Annotated in this window: 7 protein-coding genes; 5 read left to right on the top strand and 2 right to left on the bottom strand. The window is 52.1% G+C overall.

What is annotated here, in order from left to right; translation table 11 throughout:
- Window positions 1–19: 19 nt before the first annotated feature.
- The 5 genes from cysD (at window position 20) to BM123_RS09600 (ending at window position 7,006) form a co-directional block, all read left to right on the top strand.
- Window positions 20–931: a sulfate adenylyltransferase subunit CysD gene (cysD, locus tag BM123_RS09620; RefSeq protein WP_090167717.1), complete on the top strand. Its 912-nt coding sequence runs from the start codon at window positions 20–22 to the stop codon at window positions 929–931.
- 132 nt (window positions 932–1,063) lie between these two features.
- Window positions 1,064–2,326 (top strand): sulfate adenylyltransferase subunit CysN, encoded by a 1,263-nt coding sequence (gene cysN / locus BM123_RS09615; RefSeq protein ID WP_090167715.1) that lies wholly within the window; start codon window positions 1,064–1,066, stop codon window positions 2,324–2,326.
- A gap of 194 nt (window positions 2,327–2,520) precedes the next feature.
- On the top strand, window positions 2,521–3,333 hold the full coding sequence (locus tag BM123_RS09610) for an MbnP family protein (RefSeq protein WP_090167713.1): 813 nt from the start codon (window positions 2,521–2,523) through the stop codon (window positions 3,331–3,333).
- A 58-nt stretch (window positions 3,334–3,391) separates the two neighbouring features.
- Window positions 3,392–4,501, top strand: a complete 1,110-nt coding sequence (locus BM123_RS09605) for a DUF4249 domain-containing protein (RefSeq protein WP_090167711.1) — start codon at window positions 3,392–3,394, stop codon at window positions 4,499–4,501.
- Window positions 4,502–4,579: 78 nt separating this feature from the next.
- Window positions 4,580–7,006: a TonB-dependent receptor gene (locus BM123_RS09600; protein WP_090167709.1), complete on the top strand. Its 2,427-nt coding sequence runs from the start codon at window positions 4,580–4,582 to the stop codon at window positions 7,004–7,006.
- Between the two features lie 172 nt (window positions 7,007–7,178).
- Here the strand turns inward: BM123_RS09600 and BM123_RS09595 are convergent, their stop codons facing one another.
- The gene (locus BM123_RS09595) at window positions 7,179–14,417 is read right to left on the bottom strand and encodes a T9SS type A sorting domain-containing protein (protein WP_090167707.1); all 7,239 of its coding nucleotides are present in this window, start codon (window positions 14,415–14,417) and stop codon (window positions 7,179–7,181) included.
- 309 nt (window positions 14,418–14,726) lie between these two features.
- Window positions 14,727–24,698: SdrD B-like domain-containing protein (locus BM123_RS09590; RefSeq protein WP_175489315.1), on the bottom strand; the 9,972-nt coding region annotated here is incomplete at its 5' end.

Raw genomic sequence — 24,698 nt, 5'->3', positions numbered from 1 at the left:
CAGACTACAATACTACACCATGTCCTCCACCTACCAACTTAATCACCTACGGGAATTAGAGTCTGAGTCAATCTTCGTCTTACGCGAAGTAGCCGCTCAATTTGAAAATCCCGTATTGCTTTTCAGCGGTGGTAAAGACTCCATCCTGATGGTTCACCTGGCCGTAAAAGCCTTCCATCCGGCAAAGATCCCCTTCACGTTACTACACGTTGACACGGGCCACAACTTTCAAGAAGCCCTGGATTACCGGGACGCTTTGGTTGAGCGCATCGGTGCTAAGCTCGTAGTGGGTTCCGTTCAGGAAGCCATTGACAGCGGCATGGTTCGCGAAGAAACCGGCTTCAACGCCACTCGTAACTACCTCCAGACGGCCGTACTGCTGAAGTCGCTCGAAGACGGAAAATACGATGCTGCCCTCGGTGGTGGCCGCCGGGACGAAGAGAAGGCCCGCGCTAAAGAACGCTTCTTCAGCCACCGCGATGAGTTCGGACAGTGGGACCCCAAGAACCAGCGCCCCGAGCTGTGGAACCTCTTCAACGGTCGTAAGCTCTACGGTGAGCACTTCCGGATCTTCCCCATCTCTAACTGGACGGAGCTTGACGTTTGGCAGTACCTCGCCATGGAGAAGGTGGAGTTACCCAGCCTTTATTTCGCCCACGAACGTGAAGTTATCCACCGTGATGGAATGCTCCTCGCTACGGAAGGAGGCCTCATCCCCGTCCGGGAAGAAGAGAAAGTAGAAACCCTCAAGGTACGTTGCCGTACCATTGGTGACATTACGACTACCGGTGTTTGGCGCTCAGAGGCTTCCACACTGGAAGACATTATCGCTGAAGTTTCCATGGCTCGCCAGACGGAGCGTGGCGGACGTGCGGATGACAAGCGCTCCGAAACCGCTATGGAAGACCGTAAGAAGGCAGGGTACTTCTAGTAGTTCAGCAGTCTGATAGGCTCCCGCATGCTGGAGGCGTGATATATGTTTGCGCCCCACTGCTTTCTACAACTCCCCCTGCACCCGCGCTCCGGCGCCCTCATTCCCCCCAACCCCAAAATATACTCAGCAATGAGCTTACATATAGAAAATACGGAACTTCTCCGCTTCACCACCGCCGGCTCCGTCGACGATGGAAAATCAACCCTTATCGGCCGCCTCCTGTATGACTCAAAGTCCATCTTTGAAGACCAGTACGAGCAAATCGCCACCACGAGCTCCAAGCGTGGAGAGGAAGGCGTTAACCTCGCTCTGCTAACGGACGGTCTCAAAGCCGAACGCGAACAAGGCATCACGATTGACGTAGCTTACCGCTACTTCGCTACGCCAAAGCGGAAGTTTATCATTGCCGATACTCCCGGCCACATTCAGTACACCCGAAACATGGTAACGGGTGCCAGTACGGCTAACGTCGCTTTGATTCTTATCGACGCCCGCCATGGCGTAGTAGAGCAGACCCGGCGCCACTGTTTCATCGCCAGCCTGCTGCAGATTCCTCACCTGATCGTCTGTATTAACAAGATGGACCTGGTGGACTTCAAGGAAGAAGCCTACAACAAGATCAAGGAAGATTTCCAGACTTTCAGCCACCGCTTAGACGTCAAAGACATTGACTTCATCCCGATGTCTGCTCTCCTCGGAGACAACGTAGTGGAAGAAAGCACGAACATGGACTGGTACGGCGGCTCTACCCTGCTCTACTCGCTGGAGAACGTTCACATTGGCTCCGACAACAACTTCATTGACTGCCGCTTCCCCGTGCAGACGGTCATTCGCCCTTACAGCGACGAGTACCATGACTACCGTGGATACGCCGGTCGGATTGCCGGTGGTGTTTGGAAAAAAGGTGACAAAGTAACCGTACTACCCAGTGGTTTCAGCTCTACCATTGCTAAAATCGACAGCTTCGATGGCGAACTGGAAGAGGCTTACCCGCCGATGTCCGTTACGCTACTGCTGGAAGACGATATCGACATCAGCCGCGGTGATATGATCGTTCGCGACAACAACCAGGCAGACGTTGGTCAGGATGTAGAGGTAATGCTCTGTTGGTTCAACGAAAAGCCTCTCCAACCCGGTGGGACTTATGCCATCATGCACACCACCAAGGAAGCTCGCTGTAAAATCAAAGAAGTCCGCTACCGGCTGGACATCAACAGCCTCTCCCGTGACGAAGAGAACAAGGACATCAAGATGAACGACATCGGTCGCGTACTGCTGCGGACGACGGCTCCCCTATTCACCGATCCTTACCGCAAAAACCGCATTACCGGTTCCGTTATTCTCATCAATGAGCAGACGAACGAAACGGTGGCTGCGGGCATGGTGATTTAGATTCGCTGCGCGCTCGTAGACGAAAAAGGTTGCTGCGCTCCTTTTTCTTATAGACGGCCTTCTGTAGATGCGAGAATGACCAAAGGTCATTCTCGCATTTTACGTAAAGCAGCTTTTTACTTCATTTAACCCTTTCCTAAAACACTACCACCACCGAATCGGCTAACTTTGCGCTTCTCCCAAAGCCAATCTTCATGCCTCGTCGTTTTTTGCTTTTCCTCTTTCTTCCCCTCCTTGCTGCCAGCTGTTACGAAGACCGGATCGATTGCCTCGACCCCGATGCAACGAACTATGACCTGCGTGCTGACGAAGCCTGTCCGGACGACTGCTGCACCTACCCTACTTTTAGCCTCGATCCGCAGCGATTCTGGGGCGATGAGATATTCACCCTGGCGGACACTTTCACGGACGGAGCGTTGAATCAATTTCGCATCATTCGCTTCCGGGTCTACCTGAGTGAACTGGAGTTGGTGGCCGGAGACAACTTTTTGCCCACACCAGAAAATGTCGTCGAAGTAGGCGTCATTTCCGGAACGGACACCATCACAACGGAGCTGAACGCCAATCTCATTCTGGCTTCTTCCTCGGGTTCTCCGACCGCGTCCGTAGGAACTTTGCGGACGGGGTCGGAGGCGCTGACGCAGGTGCAGGGTTTGGTGGGAATGAGCGATGTTTTTAACGACGTCTACCCACCCTCAGCTCCCTCTGACTCACCGCTGTCCACCCAAATCAACCTGCTCAATTTCAACGACGGGAATGGTTACCTGACGGCCAGTGCTGAATTTGTGCTGACGGAGACGAACGATACCGTCCGGGTCGACCTCTACGACACCGCTCCCTTATTGCTGGATTTCCCGACCGCCGTAGAACCCGTTCGTGGCAGTAACCTGACCGTTGAGTTAGCGGCTGATTACCAAACGGTATTTGGCAACGTAAACCTGGCCACCGAGCCTGAGCGGATTGGGGAATTTTTGCCGGGGATGTTTACCATCATCGGGGTCCGCTAACCCAGCCTAAGCCGCGAATTTCATTCCCGGGCGTTACCTTTAGTGTAACACCCCGATCATGCTAAAACACTTTTTCTCTCTGCTGCTAGTCGCAGTTGCCCTTCCCTCCTGCCTGGAGCCCACTACACCGGAGTTCCGGATAAATGAAGCTTTCTACCTGGCAGAAGGAAATATCCTGGCAGGTGGCAGCGGTAGTGAGATCAGGCTTAGCGAGAGCCGGTTTGAAACTGCGGACCTTACTTTCGAAGGGATTGAAGGGGCGGAGGTCCTTAGTGTAAGGTCAGATGGCAGGAGCGTAAGTTGGCAGTTGACCGATGCTGAAAAAGGAAAATATGCTCCTCCGGAGGACTTTGTAACCAGCCCCGGCGAGCGCTGGTCTTTTGACATTACCCTTCCCGATGGCACATCGATTATCTCCGAACCTGAGACCATACCGATGCCCGTGGAAGTGGATGCTGTCAACCTTCTCTTTAAGCAAAATTCCATTTTTGATGAAGGGCGTAACCGGTTCATCCCCCGCTTTGAAATTTTCATTGACTACCAGGATCCCGCCGGAGAAAAAAACTATTACGCCTACGACTTTCGATTCTGGGAAGAGGTGATCGTCTGCATTTCCTGCCCCCGGGGCAGGTACAATGGTGTTGTGTGTGTTTCCGACCCAAGCGTACGGCCACGGTATGATTATTACTGTGACACCGATGAATGCTATTCCCTGACCGAAGGCCTGGCAACTACCTATTCTTCGGACGCCCTGTACGATGGCAACGCCCTTCGGGATGTACCCATCGGAGGCGTGACCTTTGACGCCATTGGCGGTTTGTTAGTAGAAGCAGAACTGAGAAGTATTACCGAGGCCGCTTTTGATTACGGGAAAGTGATCCAGGACCTGGTTACCGGCAGCTCGGGCTTAAACCCAACTATTCCTGCAGCCCTGAACGGGAACGTTCGCAATGCGAACCCCGAAGGACGAACGGTACTCGGTTATCTGGGCGCAGCAGCTTCTGGTCGTCGCAGAAGCTTTATTCTCCGCACTCTGGATATCGGTTCACCATTGACTTTTGACAACAACATTTTCACCGAACCCATTCCCCCTCCCGGTGTCCCTCCTCTGGCTCCCTGTAACATACCCGGCCGCTCATCAGAACGCCCCGAAGGCTGGCCGGAATAGCGACCTGACGGCAGCAGCCGTATACCCGAAACCAAAAACAAGGCACCCGTTATTCTCCATACTTTCAGCCAGTAATTCATGAAGCACTCCTTTTTTTTCGCTCTGGTGTTTTTAGTCCCGATCTGCATATTGGCACAACAATCAGAACTGGACATCACCGTCATCGACACCGAAACCGGAGACCGCCTCACTTTCGTTCCCGTTCAGGTTTCACCCGGCGGTGCCAGCGGCACCACTGACGAGCAGGGCAAGCTTCGCCTGATGCTCGCCCCCGCCCGCTATACCATCCGCGCGTCCTTTACGGGCTACGCTATCTACGAGAAAGTCATACTCTTCGACGCAGACCGGAAGCTTACCATCCGTATGGAGCCGGAAGCCGAGCTACTGGAAACCATCGTAGTTACGGATCAGAACGATCGGCTCGAACTCCAACGCGCACAAATGGGCGTAGAGCGCCTGACGGCCAAAGAACTGGAATCCATCCCCAGTGTTCTGGGGGAGCGGGATGTGCTCCGGTCTTTGCAATTGATGCCCGGAGTCACCTCCGCCGGGGAGGCGAGTAATGGCATATCGGTCCGTGGTGGCACCATTGACCAAAACCTCCTACTGTTAGACGGGGCTCCCGTTTTCACGCCAACTCACCTATTCGGTCTCTTTACGGTCTTCACCCCGGATGCCGTCGGGGGCATTGATCTCTACCGGGGGAATATTCCCGCTCGTTTCGGCGGCAGGGTTTCCTCAGTAGTGGACGTTCAGTCCAAAACCCCCTCTTCAGACAGCCCGATCATTAAAGGTGGTATTGGTCTAGTATCCAGCAACCTTGGCATCGAGACGCCGATCGGCCAATCCGGCAAGTGGAAACTCCTCGCCGCCGCCCGCGGCGGCTTCAATGACTTTGCCTTCTCCCTAATCAAACGACTCGAGAATACCCGCAGCCGTTTCGGAGATGCTACCCTAAAGCTCCGCTACCGGCCTACAGATAATGACCTCATTACCCTAAGCGGGTTCTATTCGGGAGACTTTTACCAGGTCGATTTACTCTCCAGCGTGGGGGGAGTAGCCGCTACCGTCAACCAATACGCCTACCTGACCCTGAATGGCGGACTGGAATGGACACGGCTTCTGGGAGAAAACTATTCTCTCTCCACCCGACTGACCAACGCACATTTTGCGCCAGAGCTCCGGTTTCCACAAGTGGACGAAAGCCTGATCACCTTCGCTTCAGGCATCGACCAACAGTCTTTCCGAACGGCACTGAGCAGGGGTGGTGTAGGGAATCACTCCACCTCCATCGGCCTGCAGCTAGACCGTTACACCATCAAACCGGGAGATTTAGACCCCGGAGAGTGTACCAACGTACTCCCTACCCTACTGGAACGGGAGCGCGGCATAGAGGCCGCCATTTACCTGGAAGATGAATGGACAATCGGAGACCGCTTAACCATTGGCAGTGGTCTTCGCTACGTACAGTACCGTCAGCTTGGCCCCGGAGAGCAACGCCTGTATGGACAGGGTGATGAGATTACGGATCGTACCCTGGAGAGCGTTCTCCTTTTCGGTGCGGGAGAAGTTTTACAGTCTTATGCTGGCCTGGAGCCACGCCTGGGCCTCAGTTGGGCGTTCACCGCTAATAGTAGCTTCAAGGCTTCTTACGCCCGTTCACGGCAATACCTGCAGAATATCTACAACGCCACTACGCCATTACCCACCAGTCGGTGGAAAGTGGCTGACAACAATGTTGTTCCTCAAACAGCCGACCTGGTCTCTGCGGGAATAAGCCACGTTACCCCAGATGGAAATTATGCCTTCCGCCTGGAGACCTACTACCGCTGGTTAAATGACCTGCTGGAGTACAAGCCAGGAGCAGACTTTTTCCTTAACCCGGCGGTAGAAACCGATTTGCTGCGCGGCAGCGGCCGCGCCTACGGGCTAGAGCTAACGGCCGCCCGCCGGACCGGCCGCCTTACCGGAGAGATTAACTATGCCTACGCCAGGGTTGAGAATCAGGTAAATGGTAACAGCTTTGGGTCCCGCATTAACCGGGGCGATTGGTATCCCGGCTACTTTGACCAGCCGCATACCTTTTCGGCTAATCTTACCCTGGATGAAGGGAAGACACATGAGTTAGGCTTCAACCTGATTGTTCAGTCCAATCGACCCTCCACGATCCCCAATGGCTTCGTACAAATTAACGGTAGTGACGTTCCACTCTTCCTGGAGCGAAACAACGCCCGCCTCCCGCTTTATCACCGCCTGGATTTTAGCTGGACCATCCATAACTTCCGTCGGCAACGCCGCCAATGGACCGGCGACTGGGTGTTCACCATCTACAACGTCTACGGGCGAGACAACGCCTACAACGTATTCTTCCAGCCCCGCAATGCCGGCACTCCGGCCCTGGGTATCTTTGGCGGCAGCCCCTTCGCCGCTTACCGGCTGAGTATTTTTGGTGCGCCTGTTTTTTCTTTGGCGTATAAGTTTACTTTCCGGCCCGGAAAAGAATAGGCGGATGAAGTTATTGCCTTTGCCATTAAACATCATATTGGCCCGATAAAAAAGCGGTCAGCCATTAACAACAGGTTTGGAACACCTGTTATTAATAGCTGACCGCTTTACAATCTGGTATCAAAGTCCTGATCAACACCTTTGGAAGGCACTGATTAAGACTGGGATCAGATTACTGACGAATAATCTTTCCACTAAGGGGTCCATCCACCGTTTTCACAGTAAAGAGATAAACTCCGGCGGGCCAGTCTTCTGCGTTGATTTCCACCCACTGAACACCAGACCCAAGGGTTGGGCTTGAGCTCGTCATGAGGCGGCCGTTAAGGTCCGTGATCGAGATGTCGACTTGCTGCTCAACCTGAAGGCGAAGACCCAGTTGACCAATATTACGAATCGGATTAGGCGTAACACCGATGAGCGGATCAACCCGGTTGTTATCAAAGCCGCCCTCTACATCATTTATCTCTGTATCCACAATTGTGGTAGTTCTCTCCGTCCAGACAAGCCCGAGGGGATGTACCATAAGGTCTTCGGCTGCGTACAGTTCGTTCTGGAAGAAGTTATCCGTGACGAGACGAACGTGATCTTTCAACTGACCAGCAGCTTTAGTACGGAAACGAACCGTGATGACTTCGTCAGCCATCAGGGAAGAGGACCAACTCAGGCGCACGCGATTATCCCAGGTATGGAAGTTATTACCCGTCAGGGAGGACTCTTCCTTAACGGAGATCATCTCCAGCTTGGATTCATCCCAGAGTAATTCAGCCTGACCACCTGCGTAATCCGCTCCCTGGAAAATCTTGAAGCTAACACTGACTTCTTCATCAGCGGAGAAAGAAGTATTGCCAGCTTTCAGGTTAATTCGTGGGCCGATTGCCTCATTGCTCGGCGATCCCTCCACTGCACCTGCGTCCACGCCATAGCTACCGTTAACGTCTCCCAGGCGAATGGCCGTAAAGTCTTTACCAAAAGTACATTCGTCGAGGTTGGTCAGGGTAATTTCGCTAGCTGGTTCTGACACACCGTCCCAGGATCCATCAATGAATCTCCAGGGAGAGCCTCCGGGGTAATTCTCAGAGGTACCCAGGAATACCTTCCGTATCAGCTCAATATCATCGAATGTAGCCAATCCACCTTTATTGGCATCTCCGGAGAGAATCTGCGCGGGATTCAGGCTTTCCTCACTCGAAAGATAGCGTTCCAGAAGAACCATATCAAGCGTTGAAAGACCAGTCAGTGGCTCGTCTTCCATAACAGCGTTAAGGACAATGTCACTCCCCCTAACCACTCCTAATTGGTAAACGCCGGAAAGATTCGTGACCGAGTGACCGCTACCAGTAAATACCGTTACTCCTTCCATATCAATCCCCTCTATGGTAGAAACTTCTCCGTTGATGGTCAGGTTTCCACCAACTTCACAGCCGTTACACACCTGGTTGGGGTCCTGAAGACGAACCTTCACCACACACATCCGCCAGTTGTTTCCTCCGATGGATCCATCGGGTTGTACGGCGAAAGGATTATCGGCCTGGTCCCAGACGTAAATTTCCAGATACACCTCGTAGCGGTCATCACAGTCGAGGAACATGCTTGTCTGGTTGCGGTCATAGGCTTCTCCCACCCGGTTGATGGAGAAAGTCAGTTCTCCGCTACAATCCTCGAAGTTACACTGGGCCAGGTCCACAGCTTCCACCAGAACGGCAGCCTCTTCCACAATTCCGTCACCGTCAACGTCGCCTTCTTCCAGCAGAGGCTGCAGGTTGTAGATACGATCATCGCGGCAAACGAGTGCGGGAACATAGCAGTCATTCACCCGGATGGCGTGATCCTCCTGTCGGGTATTTCCACAATCATCAGTTACGGTGAAGAACAAGCGGTGATCTCCAATCGGCAGATTAACCGTGTAAGTGTAATTGGGGTAAGAACCTTCCAGTGTACCGATCTGTGCGCTGGTAGCTTCTACCGTACCATTGCTGTTATAGTCGACGCCAATGAGGATTTCACTTTCATCGATCTGACAAGCATCCTCGATGTTGATACCGATGGTTACCGGAGCCCGGCAGAGGCTGGTATCAACACAAATCGTATCGATCCTCGTCAGGTTCAATTGTGGAGCAACCGTATCAAAAATACGGATACGCTGACTGTAGACGTAACGGCCGCCGGGTAATTCATCAATCTGACGCCAGTAGCCTTCCGGGTTTTCGCCACCACAGGAAGCTCCCCGGCTATCAGCTGCGGGGAAGGTATTGTCAGCCTCGCTATCTCCGTCAACGAAGATGCCATTTTCCGTACGGACCAGCCATACTTCAGCATCGCCTTCAGTACCACTACAGTTTTCGTCCCGGTTAATCCGGATGGATTCGGAGACACCGTCCCATTCACACCAGTTGGTCACCACGAAGTTTCGCTGAATGTAGCGACACTCGTCGCCCTCCGTGGGAAGGCTGATGTCTACCATTGCAAAGGTGATAGAGTCACAACCGGCTCCGGAAATCAGTAGTGTATCAATCAGATCCGTACAGTCCGTGGAAGCATCCATCGGGAAGCGGATAGCGTAGTTAAGCGATGGCGTCACGTTAATATCCTGAATGAAGGTACCAGCACTCCTGTTACCGTGCTGATCAATCGCCTGGAAACGGCGGCGGATACGTTCCGGAGAACAAATGTCACCGGTTACAACAGGCGTTAACTCAACTGCCTCTGCAGAACAGTTGTCAATAACTTCCGGCATACCAAAGAGCATACGTAACTGAGTCGTATCCGTAGGGCTGAAGTTATTGGGCAGATCATCACAGCTGATGAATTGCTCGTCCAGCCCGGTACAGTAAGGGTCTGTATTATCGGTCACTGTAATGTAGGAGGTACAGTAGTTTACGTTGCCCGCAAAGTCAATAAGGCGAAGCTGTACTTCAATTTCTGTTCCCACGTCTTCACAGTCAAAAATGAGGCGGGGGGTCCAGGAAGACCATCCGAGGCTGTCAGCATCCGGCGAGCCATCGGGTAAACGGCGGCGTAGATCCTCCGTTTCAATGCCACAGTTATCGTAGCTACCCTGATTAACGACCCGAACGGGTACCTGAATAGCACCGGAGCCCGGAATAGAGAGGTTGACTGTTGTCTTACAAACTGCTACCGGAGCCGTGAGATCCGCTACGCGAATGCGGCAGTACCGGTCCTCAATCGTTTCCGTTGGGTTGCTTCCCATGTAATGCAGGAGGTAATCTCCTGGCTCCAGACCTTCAATCAGCCGGTCATCATCAAGCTCAAGCGTAGTGAAGAGAACAGTATCTCCAGCAGCGGTAATTCTCAGGACTTCGGTGATGAAGGTCCAGCTGGTAGAATCACAAACATTATTGAGTTCTGGTGCCGGGATAGTGATGTCAGCAGTACACTCAAATTCACCTACGGCCCACAGCATGATATCTTCTTCGACAATGGGGCAATAGTGGTTATTCACCGGGCAGCTCAGGAAGGGGGCACCGTTGCTTTCCAGCTTGAACAGCTGGTCGTAAGTCGCCGTTGTTGAGCGGCAAATATCCGCCACGGTCCAGGTACGTATTACATCCGTTCCTCCATCTGCACGTTGAATCTCTTCGTCCTGGTAAACGATCCGAAGATCGTCAAGCTCATTGCCATCAAGCATAGTGGCAACACCTCCGCGATAAACGTAGGGGTATCCCGTGTAAGCTGGTGATGGGTGTCCGTTTTCCAGCATGGGAAATTCATCGCCACAGCCGAAACGTAGTTGGTTTTCCGGCCAGCTGATATCGCTCAGGCTAAGAGAACGGAACTGGATGGTTTGGTTACAAGCGGCCAGTAGCGTAGTGTCTCCAAGGTCAACATCGAAGCTTCGTTGGATTTGGGCGCTGACGCAGGTGCCAGCAGTCTGATCGTTGAAAGCAATGGTGTAGTCTCCGCAAATGTCGTCAATCGCCGGAGCGCCGAACAACTCCACAGAACTGCTCACATTCAGGTAGCTATTTATTTCAAAGTTAAGCAGGTCGTAGATCGCGGAGATGTTTTCAAAAGTGCTCGCGGGAGCAGGTCCGTCGGCAAGATCAACCGCCAGTTCTTCACTGTCGGCAGAAACAATTAGCCACTGAAATTCTCCGGTGGTGCCGGGAACCCGACTGCTGGTCATCAGGCTGTATACCTGGTTGGCACGCAGCACTACAGAAAACCGCTGCTGAAGCTCCATTCCTTCAGGAAGGAGGTTATCGGGCAGGCCGGGCATAGACAATGGGTTCGTCGGGTTTGGCACGACAGCACCGTCGTTCGTCAGGTTACAGCAGTCGATGGCTTCCTCTGCCGGCTGGCTGAAAACAGCCCCCAAGAACTGAGTTCCTTCCGGAGCGTAGAGGTAGAAGCTAAAGAGGCCAATATTTGCGTCTGCATCCGCTGTACGCTGCAGCGTAAATCGTTCCGTGTACCGAGCCTCTCCCCCATAGGTTTCTTCCTGCATCCAGCAGATCTCCTGGTCACCGGGGATAAAGTCTCCGGTTCCAATCAGTTCTCCACCAAAAGTCTGCAAGCTGGCGGCGTGTCCTGCTTCTGAGGCATTATCCGGGCAGCTGACGGACACTTCCTGAGAGGTGAGATCAACACTCGAAGTACAACCTGGGTTGACAGCATCGGCTATGGTTATGGTTGCCGTAAATCCTCCGGGTGAAATGGTGCCCACCCGGACAAATTCTCCGTAAGGGTTTACCGTTCCGTTACCAGAGGTCCATCCCGTAGAGTTAGGGTTAGGGTTATTGACCAACACCTCAGTGTAGAGGACGTTCTGATCTTCATCACACACAATCATTGCATCAGCAATGTCAATGCCACAAGCATCTGAGCAGGAAGTAGGTGTTTCTTCAAGCGTGTACTCCAGCTGGCAGCCAGCACCGCCAAGGTCAGCGATAAGGAAGGTAAAATCTCCTCCACTAATGGGGAATGGGCCAAAGCTTCCGGTTTGGTCGTATAATGTTGCTCCGACGCCGTCTACACTGTAAGCTACTGAAGGAACATTTAAGCCCGCCACTGACATATCAAAAGTGTACGTATCGTCACTGGGGTCAAAGGGTGTACCATTGTCAGAACAAACGAGATTAGTCACCGTTGGGACCAGCTCACATTCATTGGAACAAGGCATCGGTGGCTGTACCGTTACGACGAGTGAGCAGGACTCATCTTCAGAATCGGTAAAGGTCATGTTTTGCGTCCCTGCAGAGATCGGCCAGGGACCAAAAGTAGTGGGAACCCCGTAGGCGCCTTCGTCACCCCGGTCACTAATCCAGCGGTCACTCAGGTTGACACCATCAACGATCATAGTAAAGGTGTACAGGTCATCGTCCGGGTTCGTAGTCGTACCGTTATCCATACAGATTCGTTCCAGAATAGCTCCGGAAGTAATCGCACAGCCATCACTACATGCCATCGGGGCGGGGATGGTAATACTTTCAGTACAACAATCATAGAAACTGTCCGTGGCCGTAAAGGTTACGTCACCGTCAATCACAAAGAATGGCCCAATCTGAAACTCTTCTCCATACTGGCGGGTAACTCCATTGTACCGGAAGCCACTACTGTTCTCTCCACTTACGGTAATGGTCGCAAAGAAAACATCGTCTGTTGCGTCAGTATCTGTTCCATTGTCCTGACACTCAACATTGATGATGCTGATGTTGAGCATACAGGATACATCCATCAGTGTATACTCCGAGGTGCTTTCACAGCCAAACTCATCAACTACAGAAACGGTATACAAGCCCGTCTCTGTTACCATAATGTTCTGTTGGCCGGAAGCAGAACCAATTGGTCCAGCCGGACCGGTCCACTCAATACTGTTAATCGTATTTGCTGAATTGTACGTTAGGTTTAAGCCTACTGCCTGACCAGGACAATGGTCTTCCGGGCCATTAAGCATCGTTGCTTCAACGGGAACATCAAAAGAGGCCGCGCTGGTGCTGGAGGCGAACCACCAGGTATTTAGCGTATTCTTATCACCGTAGCCCGTAGTATTGGCATCAACCACAGTACAAGCGTCGTTCGCATTTGCTTCAAAGTTGTTCCAGGTACGACAAACACCTGTTCGACACTCACAACCACTCAGCACCCGCTGTGGTGCTCCGGTACCTGGAAGATCGGGGATATTCGAATCGTCGTAGTAGAGAGGAGTACTACCTCCATCGCCACACAAAGGGCGAATGGGCGTTACACAAAACCCGTTTTTCATAAACTCTCCGTCGTAGAGAGCCCAGTGCTGAACACCCTGTGTGTATTCTACAAGAATATCCACAGTGGCTCCCTCTTCGGGGCGAACACCGGTGCCAAGCATGCCGTCCCACGGAACACAGGCTTCCAAATTATCCATGTCCGTAAAACGGTAGGCAAAAATTCGATCCAGACCTTCATCAAAAACGCCATTCCCGTTAAAATCAAGAATGATTTCAGCCTGACCGGGTAAGGTAGCGACAAGAGGAATACAAAAAGTTTCATTGCCCTGACAACGAATTTCTCCCGTTACCGAGACGTTACCGCATTGCCCGTCAGGGAAAAGTGTGGCGTCAGGCTCAGACAGGAAGATAAGGTGCTCGGCAGCGTTAGCAGTGCTGTTCTGATCAGCAACAGACTGACGATCTATCAACAGGTCACCAGTCTCACCGGGTCCGGTCCGGTTAAAGGCCAGGTTAAAAGAAAGTGGCTGAAAGCCGGAGTCTGTAAAATCAATCATGGTGACGAAACCGTCAGCCGTATAAGAGTAGAATACGGTACTCAGTTCGGCACCAAAAGCACATTCCGGTTGTTCCGGGTTCAGCTCTGGAACACGAAATGCCCAGTTCTTAGAGTACACCCGTCCGTTTTGAGTAACATTATTATTGGTTACTGTAATGTCCCACAGGCCGATATAGCGAGCCCGCCCGGCACGGTTTTGCTCAAACTCCACGTAGTAGTCACCGGCTGCTGGTGCAACAAAAGTTGAAGTGCCATCAGTAGGATATCCACCAGGAGTAATTACGGCTGGGCCCAATTCGGCCTGCTCGTAAGTACTTAGGTTTTCATTATTAGCATTTACGGTAATTGGCCCGAATACAATGGAGCCGTCCGCTGCGCTTCTTACCCGGTATTCATACTGACCAAAATTTTCTGGTGTCCCAGAATTTTGATAGAGTCGGGACATGCCGAAATAGACGACTTCTCCCGCTTCAGCAATCCTAAAATTCAGTCGGCTTTCCTCCGGGCCATCATAGCTGGCGAAGTTCCCAAAATCATCAGAGCCTATAAATAGAAGAACCGGATCACCGTTCGATGTTCGGAGATTCGGAGTCCCTTCGGCATGAAGGGGCGTGTATAATCCGCAGGCTATTAGTAAAATACTACAAAGCCCAAGCAGATGCTTGTTTAAGGTACTTAGGAAAGACATAATGTTGTTGTTCAAGCGTTGCTAAATCTGACGTGAAAATGTCCGCAAAGACACTATCCTTATTCTTAAATACGGGATTGATAGCGTTTAACGGGCTCTTCTGGCACGTAAATAGTATGTTGCGATATTCTGGAAAGACTAAACTGTAAATCGCTTAATTATATATAACGAAAAATCAAATAACTCTGTGTGTAGGCTGAAGTAGTACACGAAGTTACTAATAATCTGTCTGATATAAAAGGGAGAACAGCAAGCGTGCTATTCTCCCTTTCTTTCAGTCGCTAAAGACTGGTTACAAAAGCACTATTTTTAGTGCCGAATCATCGTCCGGGTAAGGAGTTGACCTTTGTAATTCAGCGTATAAACCAACGTTCCTGCAGCGTAATCTCTGGCGTTAAGCTTCACAGAGTTTACACCTTGGTTGAACTCACCGGAGAAGTCCTTAAGCACCCGACCGTTAAGATCATAGATACTCAGGGTTGCTTCACCAGCTTCTGGTAAGTGGAAGGAAATTGTCGTTTCAGTGATGAACGGATTCGGGAAGTTCTGCTCTAAAGCAGCTTCGAGCTCAAACCCGGCTTCTTCTCCGGTAACAATTTCAGGGTTGAATGGAGCTTCCGTTCCTTGCGGGAAGTTCAGGTAAAGCCCCATCAACTCTTCCGTCTCGCGGAGGTAAGCTTCCGTGAAGGTTGGGTTGTCTTCGAAAGACACGACCTCACTTACAGAAACATTACTCAGTACACGAACCCGAACGGTAAAGAGAATCTCTTCGTCCTGAACGGAATCGTTCTCTCTGGTCCAGCTGGCGGATACAAGTCCTCGTTCCACCTGGCTAAGTCCCATTTGGTCAGTAGCTAAGAGTCCGGGAACAACTTCCTCAATCTGAACAGCATCCTGATCGAAGGCAAGCGTAAACTGCATACCCTCCAGTCGCTGGAGATCACCGGACCGAACCGGAAGGTCGAAGAGGTCACCGCCACGCAGACGGTGCTCTTCGATTTCCAGTGGGTGCGTTTCATTGGAACTTCTTCCACGGGTACCATTAAGGATATGCCCGATCGTGTTCTCAATGAATACGGAGTTGTTCAGATCACCAAGCTTGATGGCTACGAAGTCATGGCCCAGGTTACAGGCTTCAACTTCACTCAGCTTGATCTCACGAGGTGCATCCATCATGCTGGCAAGCTCTGCTCCGGCCTGTTCCATGTAGCGGGCAGGTACGAAGCGCCAGCTTTCATTTCCTGGCAGTACTTCCGTATTACCAAGGATAATGTTGCGCAGCAGCAGACGGTCCAGTACGGTAATGGTTCCGCTTCCGTTAAGGTCAGCAGCCATGAATACGTAAGGATCAGTGATCGGAGCGATACCGAGGAGGTGACGCTGGAGGATCAATTCATCAATCGTAGACACACCGTTCGTGGCATCGTCCTCTTTGTAAGGCTTGATCACGTAGTTTCCAGCATCAACACCGGAGAAGGCATACTTGCCATCGTCGTTGGTCAGCTCGAAGCCGTCGTTATCACCATTCAGTTCAACTTCAACGTTTGGCAGAACCACACCACGGAAGGTAGTAACATTACCACCCAGGGTTAGAGAACCGTCAGCGTTACAGTCGTCACAGAGTTCCTTCGGATCCTGTACGAGTACTTCAACCACACACATCTTCCAGTTCGGGCCACCAATGGTGCCGTCAGGCTGAACAGCGTTCGGGTTGAAGGCACCGTCCCACATGTAGACTTCAAGGTCTACGCGGTAACGGTCTTCACAGGTCAGTAGAACTGTCGTGCTGTCAATGTTTACCGTATCACCAACACGGTTGACGGAGAAGCGGAGAGCACCACTACAGTCTTCGATGTTACAGCTAGCCAGTCGGCCGGCATCTACCAGTACACCTACTTCAACCAGGTTACCATCCTCATCGGTTACCGGAGTTTCCAGTTCTTCGAGGTCAGCAATCAGGCCACTGTAGCAGGTTGGATCAGGGATACTGCAGTCAATTACTTCGAACGGTACGGAAGCAGCGGTAGAGTTACCACAACCATCCACGTAACGCAGCATCAGCGTATGCTCACCAATTGGCAGCGCAGCTTCAATGAAGTAGTTCGGGAATTCACCCTGGACAGCCAGTTCGCTTGGCAGACGCATCTCCGGAGAGCCGTCTCTTCCAAGGTCAACCAGTACCAGCCAGTTAGAACCGACAGCAGTACACTCGTCAGATACCGTGATCGGAATGTTGATCATTGCATCGCAATCACCATCTTCCGTAGCACAGAATGCTTCAGGAGCTTCGAATACAAGCGTTGGGCGCGTGTCATCGAAGATCGAGATCCGCTGGGTGTAAGTCCAGGCTCCGGTATTAGCTACTGAGCGGAAGTAACCCGTACGGTTCGTTTCACCGTCACACTCATCACCACGCGTTCCGGCAACCGGAAGGGCGTTGTTGAAGTCCGTGTCAATGTCAATGAAGGTAGAGTCACCCGTTACAATTGCGTAGAGGACAGATTCTCCTTCCTCACCATTACAGTTCTCATCGCGGCTGATCTCAAGGATCTCGTCCGTAGCGGGGTCGAACGTACAGTTGTTGATAACCGTGTAGGTCCGCTCGATGACCAGGCAAGCCTCGCCGTCAGCAGCAGTCGCTTCAACCGTAGTATCACGGAAGGTAACGCTCAGGTCAGCACAGCTTTCGCCAAGTACTTCAAAGCCTTGAGCAACTTCGATACAGTCCGTCAGCGTATCCTTAGGAATTACGAGCGTGAAGCCCATATCCCGGGTGATGGTAATCACCTGGAAGAATTCCTGAGCGCTTACGTTTCCTACGCGGTCAACAGCTAACCAGCGACGGGTAACCTGTCCGGCTCCGGAGCATTCATCGATGTTAACGATCGGGTCAAGCTCGATGGCCGTAGCAGCACAGTTGTCAATTACATCCGGAACACCGAAGAGTGTTTGCAGGCTCAGCGTGTCATTCGGGTTGAAGTCAGCAGATACTTCCGTACAGCTCAGGAAGAGATCTTCCAGACCAGTACAGTAAGGCAGCGTGTTGTCAACAACAGATACGTTGGTCGTACAGATGTTGGTGTTGCCACCGAAGTCCATTACGCGCAACTGCATGGTAACAATGCTTCCAGCATCGTAGCAGTCAACCGTTGCGTATGGTCCCCATGCACTCCAGACTGGTGTGTCAAGCGTATCCATGGTTACCGGATCAACAAGGATCAGGCGACGTACCTGGATGCTATCCAGACCACAGTTGTCGTAGCTACCCAGGTCGATCATCTGGCTGTAGATGCGAGCCAGGCCGTAGCCACCCACACTTACGTTGATGTCGCTGATACAGATAGCAGCAGGCTCCTGTGTATCCGCCACGCGGATTCTACAGTCTTGTGTACCCGTGTTACCACAGTCGTCCGTTACGGTGTAGCGGATGAAGTAGTCACCTGCTTCAAGCGTTACGTTGCGGTCAGCTTCGTCATTTTCAATGGTAGCAATTACGGTACCGTCAAGGTCAACGATCTGCGTCAGCAGCGTCCAGTTTTCAGAACATACATTCGTTACGACTGGAATAGCAACGTCAAAGTTGGCAACACAATCAAAGTGGTCCATTGGGAAGAGCATGATGTTCTCCTCAAGGATTGGGCAGTAGTGGTTGCTGATCGGACAGTCAATACCAACCGTTCCGGTAACACAGCTTTCAGGAGCAGTAATCGGCAGTACGGCGATACAGCTAACACTGTCAACGTCCATCACTTCGATATTGAACGTACCCAATCCAGTTGAGATGGTCAATACTTCCGTTACACCGTAGTCTCCGGTGATGGTCTGGCCGTCAACAGTTGTCGTCCAGCCTGCACCAGTGCCTACACCAGTTACGGTAAGCTCTACGGTGAAGAAGTCATCGCTTCCGTCTTCCTCCGTTCCATTATTATCACAGCCTGTCTGATTACTCAGCTCTGCAGTAATGTCACATGGAGTAGTCGTAACACAAGTTTCAGGAGCCGTAACGGTCAGTACGTCAATACAATTACCGTCAGCAGCGTCTCTCACTTCGATAGTGAAAGTACCTGTTCCTGGTGCGAAGGGCAGTCGCTGCATCTCGCCGTAGCTACCTGCACCAACCCGCTCTCCGTCAACGTAAGCTATCCAGTTTGGACCAGTACCAACTCCAGTTACCATAACATCTACGGTGAAGAAGTCATCGCTGCCGTCTCTTGGGGTATCATTGTCGTTACACTCAGACTGATTGCTCAGTACCGCAGTAATGTCACATGGTTCAAACGTAGGACAGCTTTCAGGAGCAGTAATGGTCAGTACGTCGATACAGTCGCCGTTGTCAACATCCATCACCTCGATGGTGAAGGTGCCCGTTCCGGTTAAGAACTCCAGTTCCTGTGTCTGACCATAGCTACCAGCTGCGATCCGTTCTCCGTCAACGAAAGCTCCCCAGCTTGCACCGGTATTGAAGCCCGTCACCGTAAGGTCTACGGTGAAGAAGTCATCGCTTCCGTCAGTCGGTGTATTGTTGGCATCACACTCCGACTGATTGCTCAGTACACCAGTGATCTCACATGGGCTACAGGTAGAGGCTTCGAAGGTAATGTCATCGAAACAACGGTCATCACCAAGATCCATGAAGCGGAGTGTTACATCACCACCAGCTGATGGGAAGGTGAAGCAACGTTCTGCAACGCCATTTTCATCGAAGAGGCCTACGACCGTTCCTTCTACAGGTACATTTTCTACCATGTAGCCTGCACCGCCTTCCTCACTGGTGATTTGCACGCATACCGTGAAGGTATCATCAGAAGGATCAGCCGTGCCGTTGTCGTCACATACGTTAGAGAGTTCAACAACATCCAGGCGACAAGCAGTACATGGACCAGTTGCAGTACCGAAGAGGGCACCTATACTAGTACAATTAACATCATCAGGGACTACAGTACCAGCAACATCAGAGTCGGCCGGAATCGGACCAAAGCGGCCAGGTTCACCAAAGACTCCGCGTGCGGTAATCGTACCAGTATTATAGGTCAGATCGATGGTGTAACCACCTTCAAGACCTGTAGCCAGAACCATAATGTCATACGTATCATCGTCACCATTAAACGGTGTGCCATTGTCGTTACAGATCGTTTCAATGATTGCAACTGCAAGGTCACACTCCTCGTCCGTAGGACAGCTTGGTGGAACCTCAATGGTCAGTACGTCAGTACAGTTACCATTTTCCGTATCCGTTACCACCAGGGTAAGATCTGCCGTTCCGGTCAGGAATCTTAGTGTCTGCGGAGCAGCACCATAGGTTCCTGTAGCAACAGTTTCTCCATTTACCGTAGCCGTCCAACCTGCGCCAGTATTATCACCGGTCACTGCAAGGTCTACCGTAAAGAAGTCATCACTATCATTTGATGGCGTGTCATTGTCATTACAGAGAGTTTCATTACTCAGTTCAGCAACGATATCACATTCTGCGATCGGATCACAAGCAGGGATCGCGATCAGCGTATCCACGCGACAGTAGAAGCCGGAAGCATCCTCGATACGGAGGTTAGTCTCCGTACGGCGGTTGCCGTTAGCATCGTAAGCAGCCAGTGTGAAGGGGTAGGTATTACCGAAGATCGGTCCTACGCCAATTACCGGATCAAGGCGGTCAGTGCCTTCGCGGACGAGCCATCCCTCATCGCCGTTGTTCTCACCAACGCGGTTGGCGGTAACTAGGATGCGGATGACATCATCCGTAGGATCATTGTTTCCAAGATCATCACAGAAGATATCCAGGATCTGGCCGTCAATCTCACACTCATCAGAACATGGCATTTCTGGAGCGGGGAGGAAAATTTCCGCCTCACACTCCGTATCGTTATTGACACTCATGATGGTGATCATCTTATCACCACCCGTGAATGGGCCAAAGGTCACCAAACGGTCAATTCTGTTCTGACCACCTCCGCCAGGAGCATCAGAGGTCCAGAAGTCAACGTTTTCACCGTTGATCCGAACAACTGCATACCATACATCGTCAGAACCGATGGTAGGCGTACCGTTGTCATCACAGTAAGTTTCATCCAGTTCGAGAGAGATCAGACACTCATCAGAACAAGGCAGTATAGCTGTATTGATCGTTGGGCGGAGGACGTAATCACAATTAGCATTGTTATTGTCCCGTACCGTCATGATCAACTGGTCGTTGTCGTTTAGGTCACTGAGCGTGAATGGCCCCACACTTGGGTTTTCTTCACCAAAGATTCCAGTACCGACTACTTCGTTGTCAGCATTGTAGATTGTCCATCCGGAACCGTTTCCGTTCAGGCCTTCTACCGTTACACCGACCGTGAAGAAGTCATCACTTGGGTCAGTTGGTGTACCATTATCATCACACTGTGGTGAAGAGGTAAGGGCAGCTTGCAGCAAACAGTCATCGGAACAAGTTTCCGTTGGCGTGTGGTCAACAGATACTTCACAGGTTGCGTCTTCCAGGTCAGAGAAGAAGATCGTAATGTCTTCCACCTCATCACCCGCCTGAACGGCAGGTAGACGGAAAGTGTAAGGCGTTCCAACGACTCCTTCAACCGGATTACCGTTAGTTCCCTGGATGCTACTTCTCCAGCGGCCACTTGGGCTAACACCATCCACCAGGATAGTTACGGTGTAGAAGTCATCTGCAGGATCAGCGCCAGTTCCATTATCGTCACAGACAGGTTCAGCCGTCACCGTGGCCGTGAGGTCACAGACTGGGATGAACATGATACCTGCGTCGAGGTCGAGGTAAGACTCACCAGCTTCCAGGTCAACCGTTTCGGTCATACCATTCATGGCAGGATCTGCATCGCTGTCAGAAGCTTCGTTTGCACCTGCGATTGCGCCCAGTGGTGCCCATTCGAAGCCGTCAGGCAGTACGAACTGAACACTGTAGGTTCCAGGTGCAAGTAGTGAGAAGTTGTAGAATCCGTTCTCATCAGTAGTAGTGCTTGCGATGATGTTGCCATCCTCATCCTTGAGGTTTACAACAACACCTTCAACACCAGGCTCACCAACGGTCTGGAGACCGTCACCGTTGAGGTCGTTCCAAACGAAGTTACCCAGTTCGGAACAAGCAGCAGCCTGGCCAAGTACGGAACCGCTTACAACGGTAGCACAGCCAGTGGCTTCGTCAGTGATAGTTACGGTGTGAACACCAATCGCGAGATCAGTAACCGTAGGCGTAGACTCTCCATTATCCCATAGGTAAGTGTAAGGGCCAGTGCCACTTTCAACTACCGCCGTGAGCGTTCCGGCATCCGTAGCGGTGATACAAACGATATCATCAGCAATAGAAGCAATTAGCGCTGGCGCAGGTGCAATGTTGAAGCTTTCAGAAGCAGAGCAGTTGAAGGCATCGGTTACTACTACAGAGTAGGCACCAGCTTCAAGATCAGTCTGATCTTCTGCGTCTACATCGACTCCGGTTCCCGTCCACGTGAAGGTGTAAGGCTCCGTTCCACCCGTGATGGTGATGTCGATGGCAGCACCGTCAATCTCGTTACATTCGAGTTCAACGATACCAGCGACTTCGATAGCGATCGGATCTGGCTCAGTAACGGTTCCCGAAGTGATCACTTCACATTCGTTAGCATCCGTTACCGTCAGCGTGTAGGTACCTGCAGCGAGGCCAGTGGCCGTAGCTTCTGTATCACCGCTAGACCAAGCGTAAGTGTAAGGCTCCGTGCCACCAGTTACTACTGCGGTAAGCTGGCCGTCAGTATCTCCGTTACAATCAACGGTCGTACCAACGATGCTTGCATCTAGTGTGCTTGCTTCGTCAATCGTAACCGTTTCACTGATTGTACAGTCGTTCGCGTCCGTAACAGTAACGGAGTAAGTACCAGCCGTCAGGTTGGTCTGGTTCATGGCTTCCGTATCGATACCATCAGCTGCAGCCCACTCGTAAGTGTATGGCTCAGTGCCACCGCCTACCATCAGGGTGATGGATCCGGCAGCGTCACCGCTACAGCCGATATCGGTTTGGTCAGTGGTCAACGTCAGTGCGTCAGGCTCAGTGATCGTACCTCCGGTAGAGGTTACACAACCGTTAAGGTCCGTGATGGTAACCGTGTAGTCACCAGCAACGAGGCCAGTAGCCGTAGCAGTTGTCTGGTCGTCAGACCAGAGGTAAGTGTATGGCTCAGTGCCACCAGTAACCGTTACGGTCAGCTCGCCGTCGGCGTCACCATTACAGTCAAGCTCAGAGGCAGGAGTAGGAATCACACTTCCCAGCAGTACTTCAGGTTCGAAGACCGTACCAGTAGCGATTCTCTCACAGCCGTTAGCGTCCGTGATAGTTACATCGTGTTCGCCAGCAGCGAAGCCAGTAGCCGTAGCTCCCGTATCACCGTTAGACCAGAGGTAAGTGTAAGGTGCAGTACCACCGGTTGGCGTGACTGTCAGTACACCGTCCTCATCACCGTTACAGTCAAGAATTGCAGTAGCAATGCTTCCTTCCAGTACTTCAGGTTCAGTAACAGTGCCTGTTGCTGTCGTTTCACAGCCGTTAGCGTCCGTTACGGTTACACCATTCTCACCAGCAGATAAGCCGGTTGCCGTTGCTTCCGTCTGGCCGTTAGACCAGAGGTAAGTGTAAGGCGCAGTGCCACCCTCAACCGTAACCGTGAGTTCGCCATCGGCATCTCCGTTACAGTCAACTGAAGCGTCAGCTATCTCAGCAGACAGGTCATCCGTCTCAGTGACGGTGTAAGTACCTTCAATGGTACAGTTGTTGGCGTCGGTTACCGTTACAGCATAGTCACCAGCGGCAAGGCCAGTCTGGTTCATCGCGTCAACGACAACACCCGTAGCAGCAGCCCAGGCGTAAGTGTATGGCGCAGTGCCACCACCTACGGTAAGGGTGATTGTTCCGGTTGCGTCACCGTTACAGCCAACATCGGTTGACTCACCTTCAAGGGTCAGTGCAGTAGGCTCGTTAACCGTGCCTTCTGCAATTTCCGTACAGCCGTTGGCATCGGTTACCGTCACCGTGTAGGTGCCAGCCACCAGGCCGGTTGCCGTAGCGTCGGTCTGTCCGTTGCTCCACTCGTAAGTGTAGCCCGCAGTACCACCGTCAGCAACTACCGTCAGCGTGCCGTCAGCATCTCCGTTACAGAGAACGTCTGCATCAGCTACCGTAGCCGTTACGTCAGTAGGCTCGTTAACCGTGCCTTCTGCAGTTTCCGTACAACCGTTGGCGTCAGTTACCGTCACCGTGTAGGTGTCAGCCACCAGGCCAGTTGCCGTAGCGTCAGTCTGTCCGTTGCTCCATGCGTAAGTGTATGGTGCAGTACCACCGTCAGCAACTACCGTCAGCGTGCCGTCAGCGTCTCCGTTACAGAGAACGTCGGTGTCAGCTACCGTAGCCGTTACGTCAGTAGGCTCGTTAACCGTGCCTTCTGCAGTTTCCGTACAGCCGTTGGCGTCAGTTACCGTCACCGTGTAAGTGCCAGCTACCAGGCCGGTTGCCGTAGCGTCAGTCTGTCCGTTGCTCCATGCGTAAGTGTATGGAGCAGTGCCACCGTTAGCAACTACCGTCAGCGTGCCGTCAGCGTCTCCGTTACAGAGAACGTCGGTGTCAGCTACCGTAGCTTCAATGTCTGAAGACTCTTCGATTTCGAAGGTTTCATCGATCGTACAACCGTTGGCATCCGTAACAGTAACACTGTAGGTACCAGCCGTCAGATCAGACAGGTCTTCAGTAGCAGCGCCGTTAGACCAGGCGTAAGTGTAGTCAGGTGTTCCGCCACCGACCGTGATGTCGATAGAACCGGAAGCATCTCCGTTACAGCCAACCTCTACCGTCGTGCCCGTCAGGGTCAGTGCGGTAGGCTCGTTAACCGTGCCTTCTGCAGTTTCCGTACAGCCGTTGGCGTCAGTTACCGTCACCGTGTAGGTGCCAGCCACCAGGCCAGTTGCCGTAGCGTCGGTCTGTCCGTTGCTCCACTCGTAAGTGTAGTCTGCAGTGCCACCGTCAGCAACTACCGTCAGCGTGCCGTCAGCATCTCCGTTACAGAGAACGTCTGCATCAGCTACCGTAGCCGTTACGTCAGTAGGCTCGTTAACCGTGCCTTCTGCAGTTTCCGTACAACCGTTGGCGTCAGTTACCGTCACCGTGTAAGTGCCAGCTACCAGGCCAGTTGCCGTAGCGTCGGTCTGTCCGTTGCTCCATGCGTAAGTGTATGGTGCAGTACCACCGTCAGCAACTACCGTCAGCGTGCCGTCAGCATCTCCGTTACAGAGAACGTCTGCATCAGCTACCGT

It is taken from the genome of Neolewinella agarilytica, assembly GCF_900110645.1.
Lineage (GTDB): Bacteria > Bacteroidota > Bacteroidia > Chitinophagales > Saprospiraceae > Neolewinella > Neolewinella agarilytica.
The sequence above is the reverse complement of the archived record's forward strand: the minus strand, read 5'-3'. Positions and strand labels throughout refer to the sequence as shown.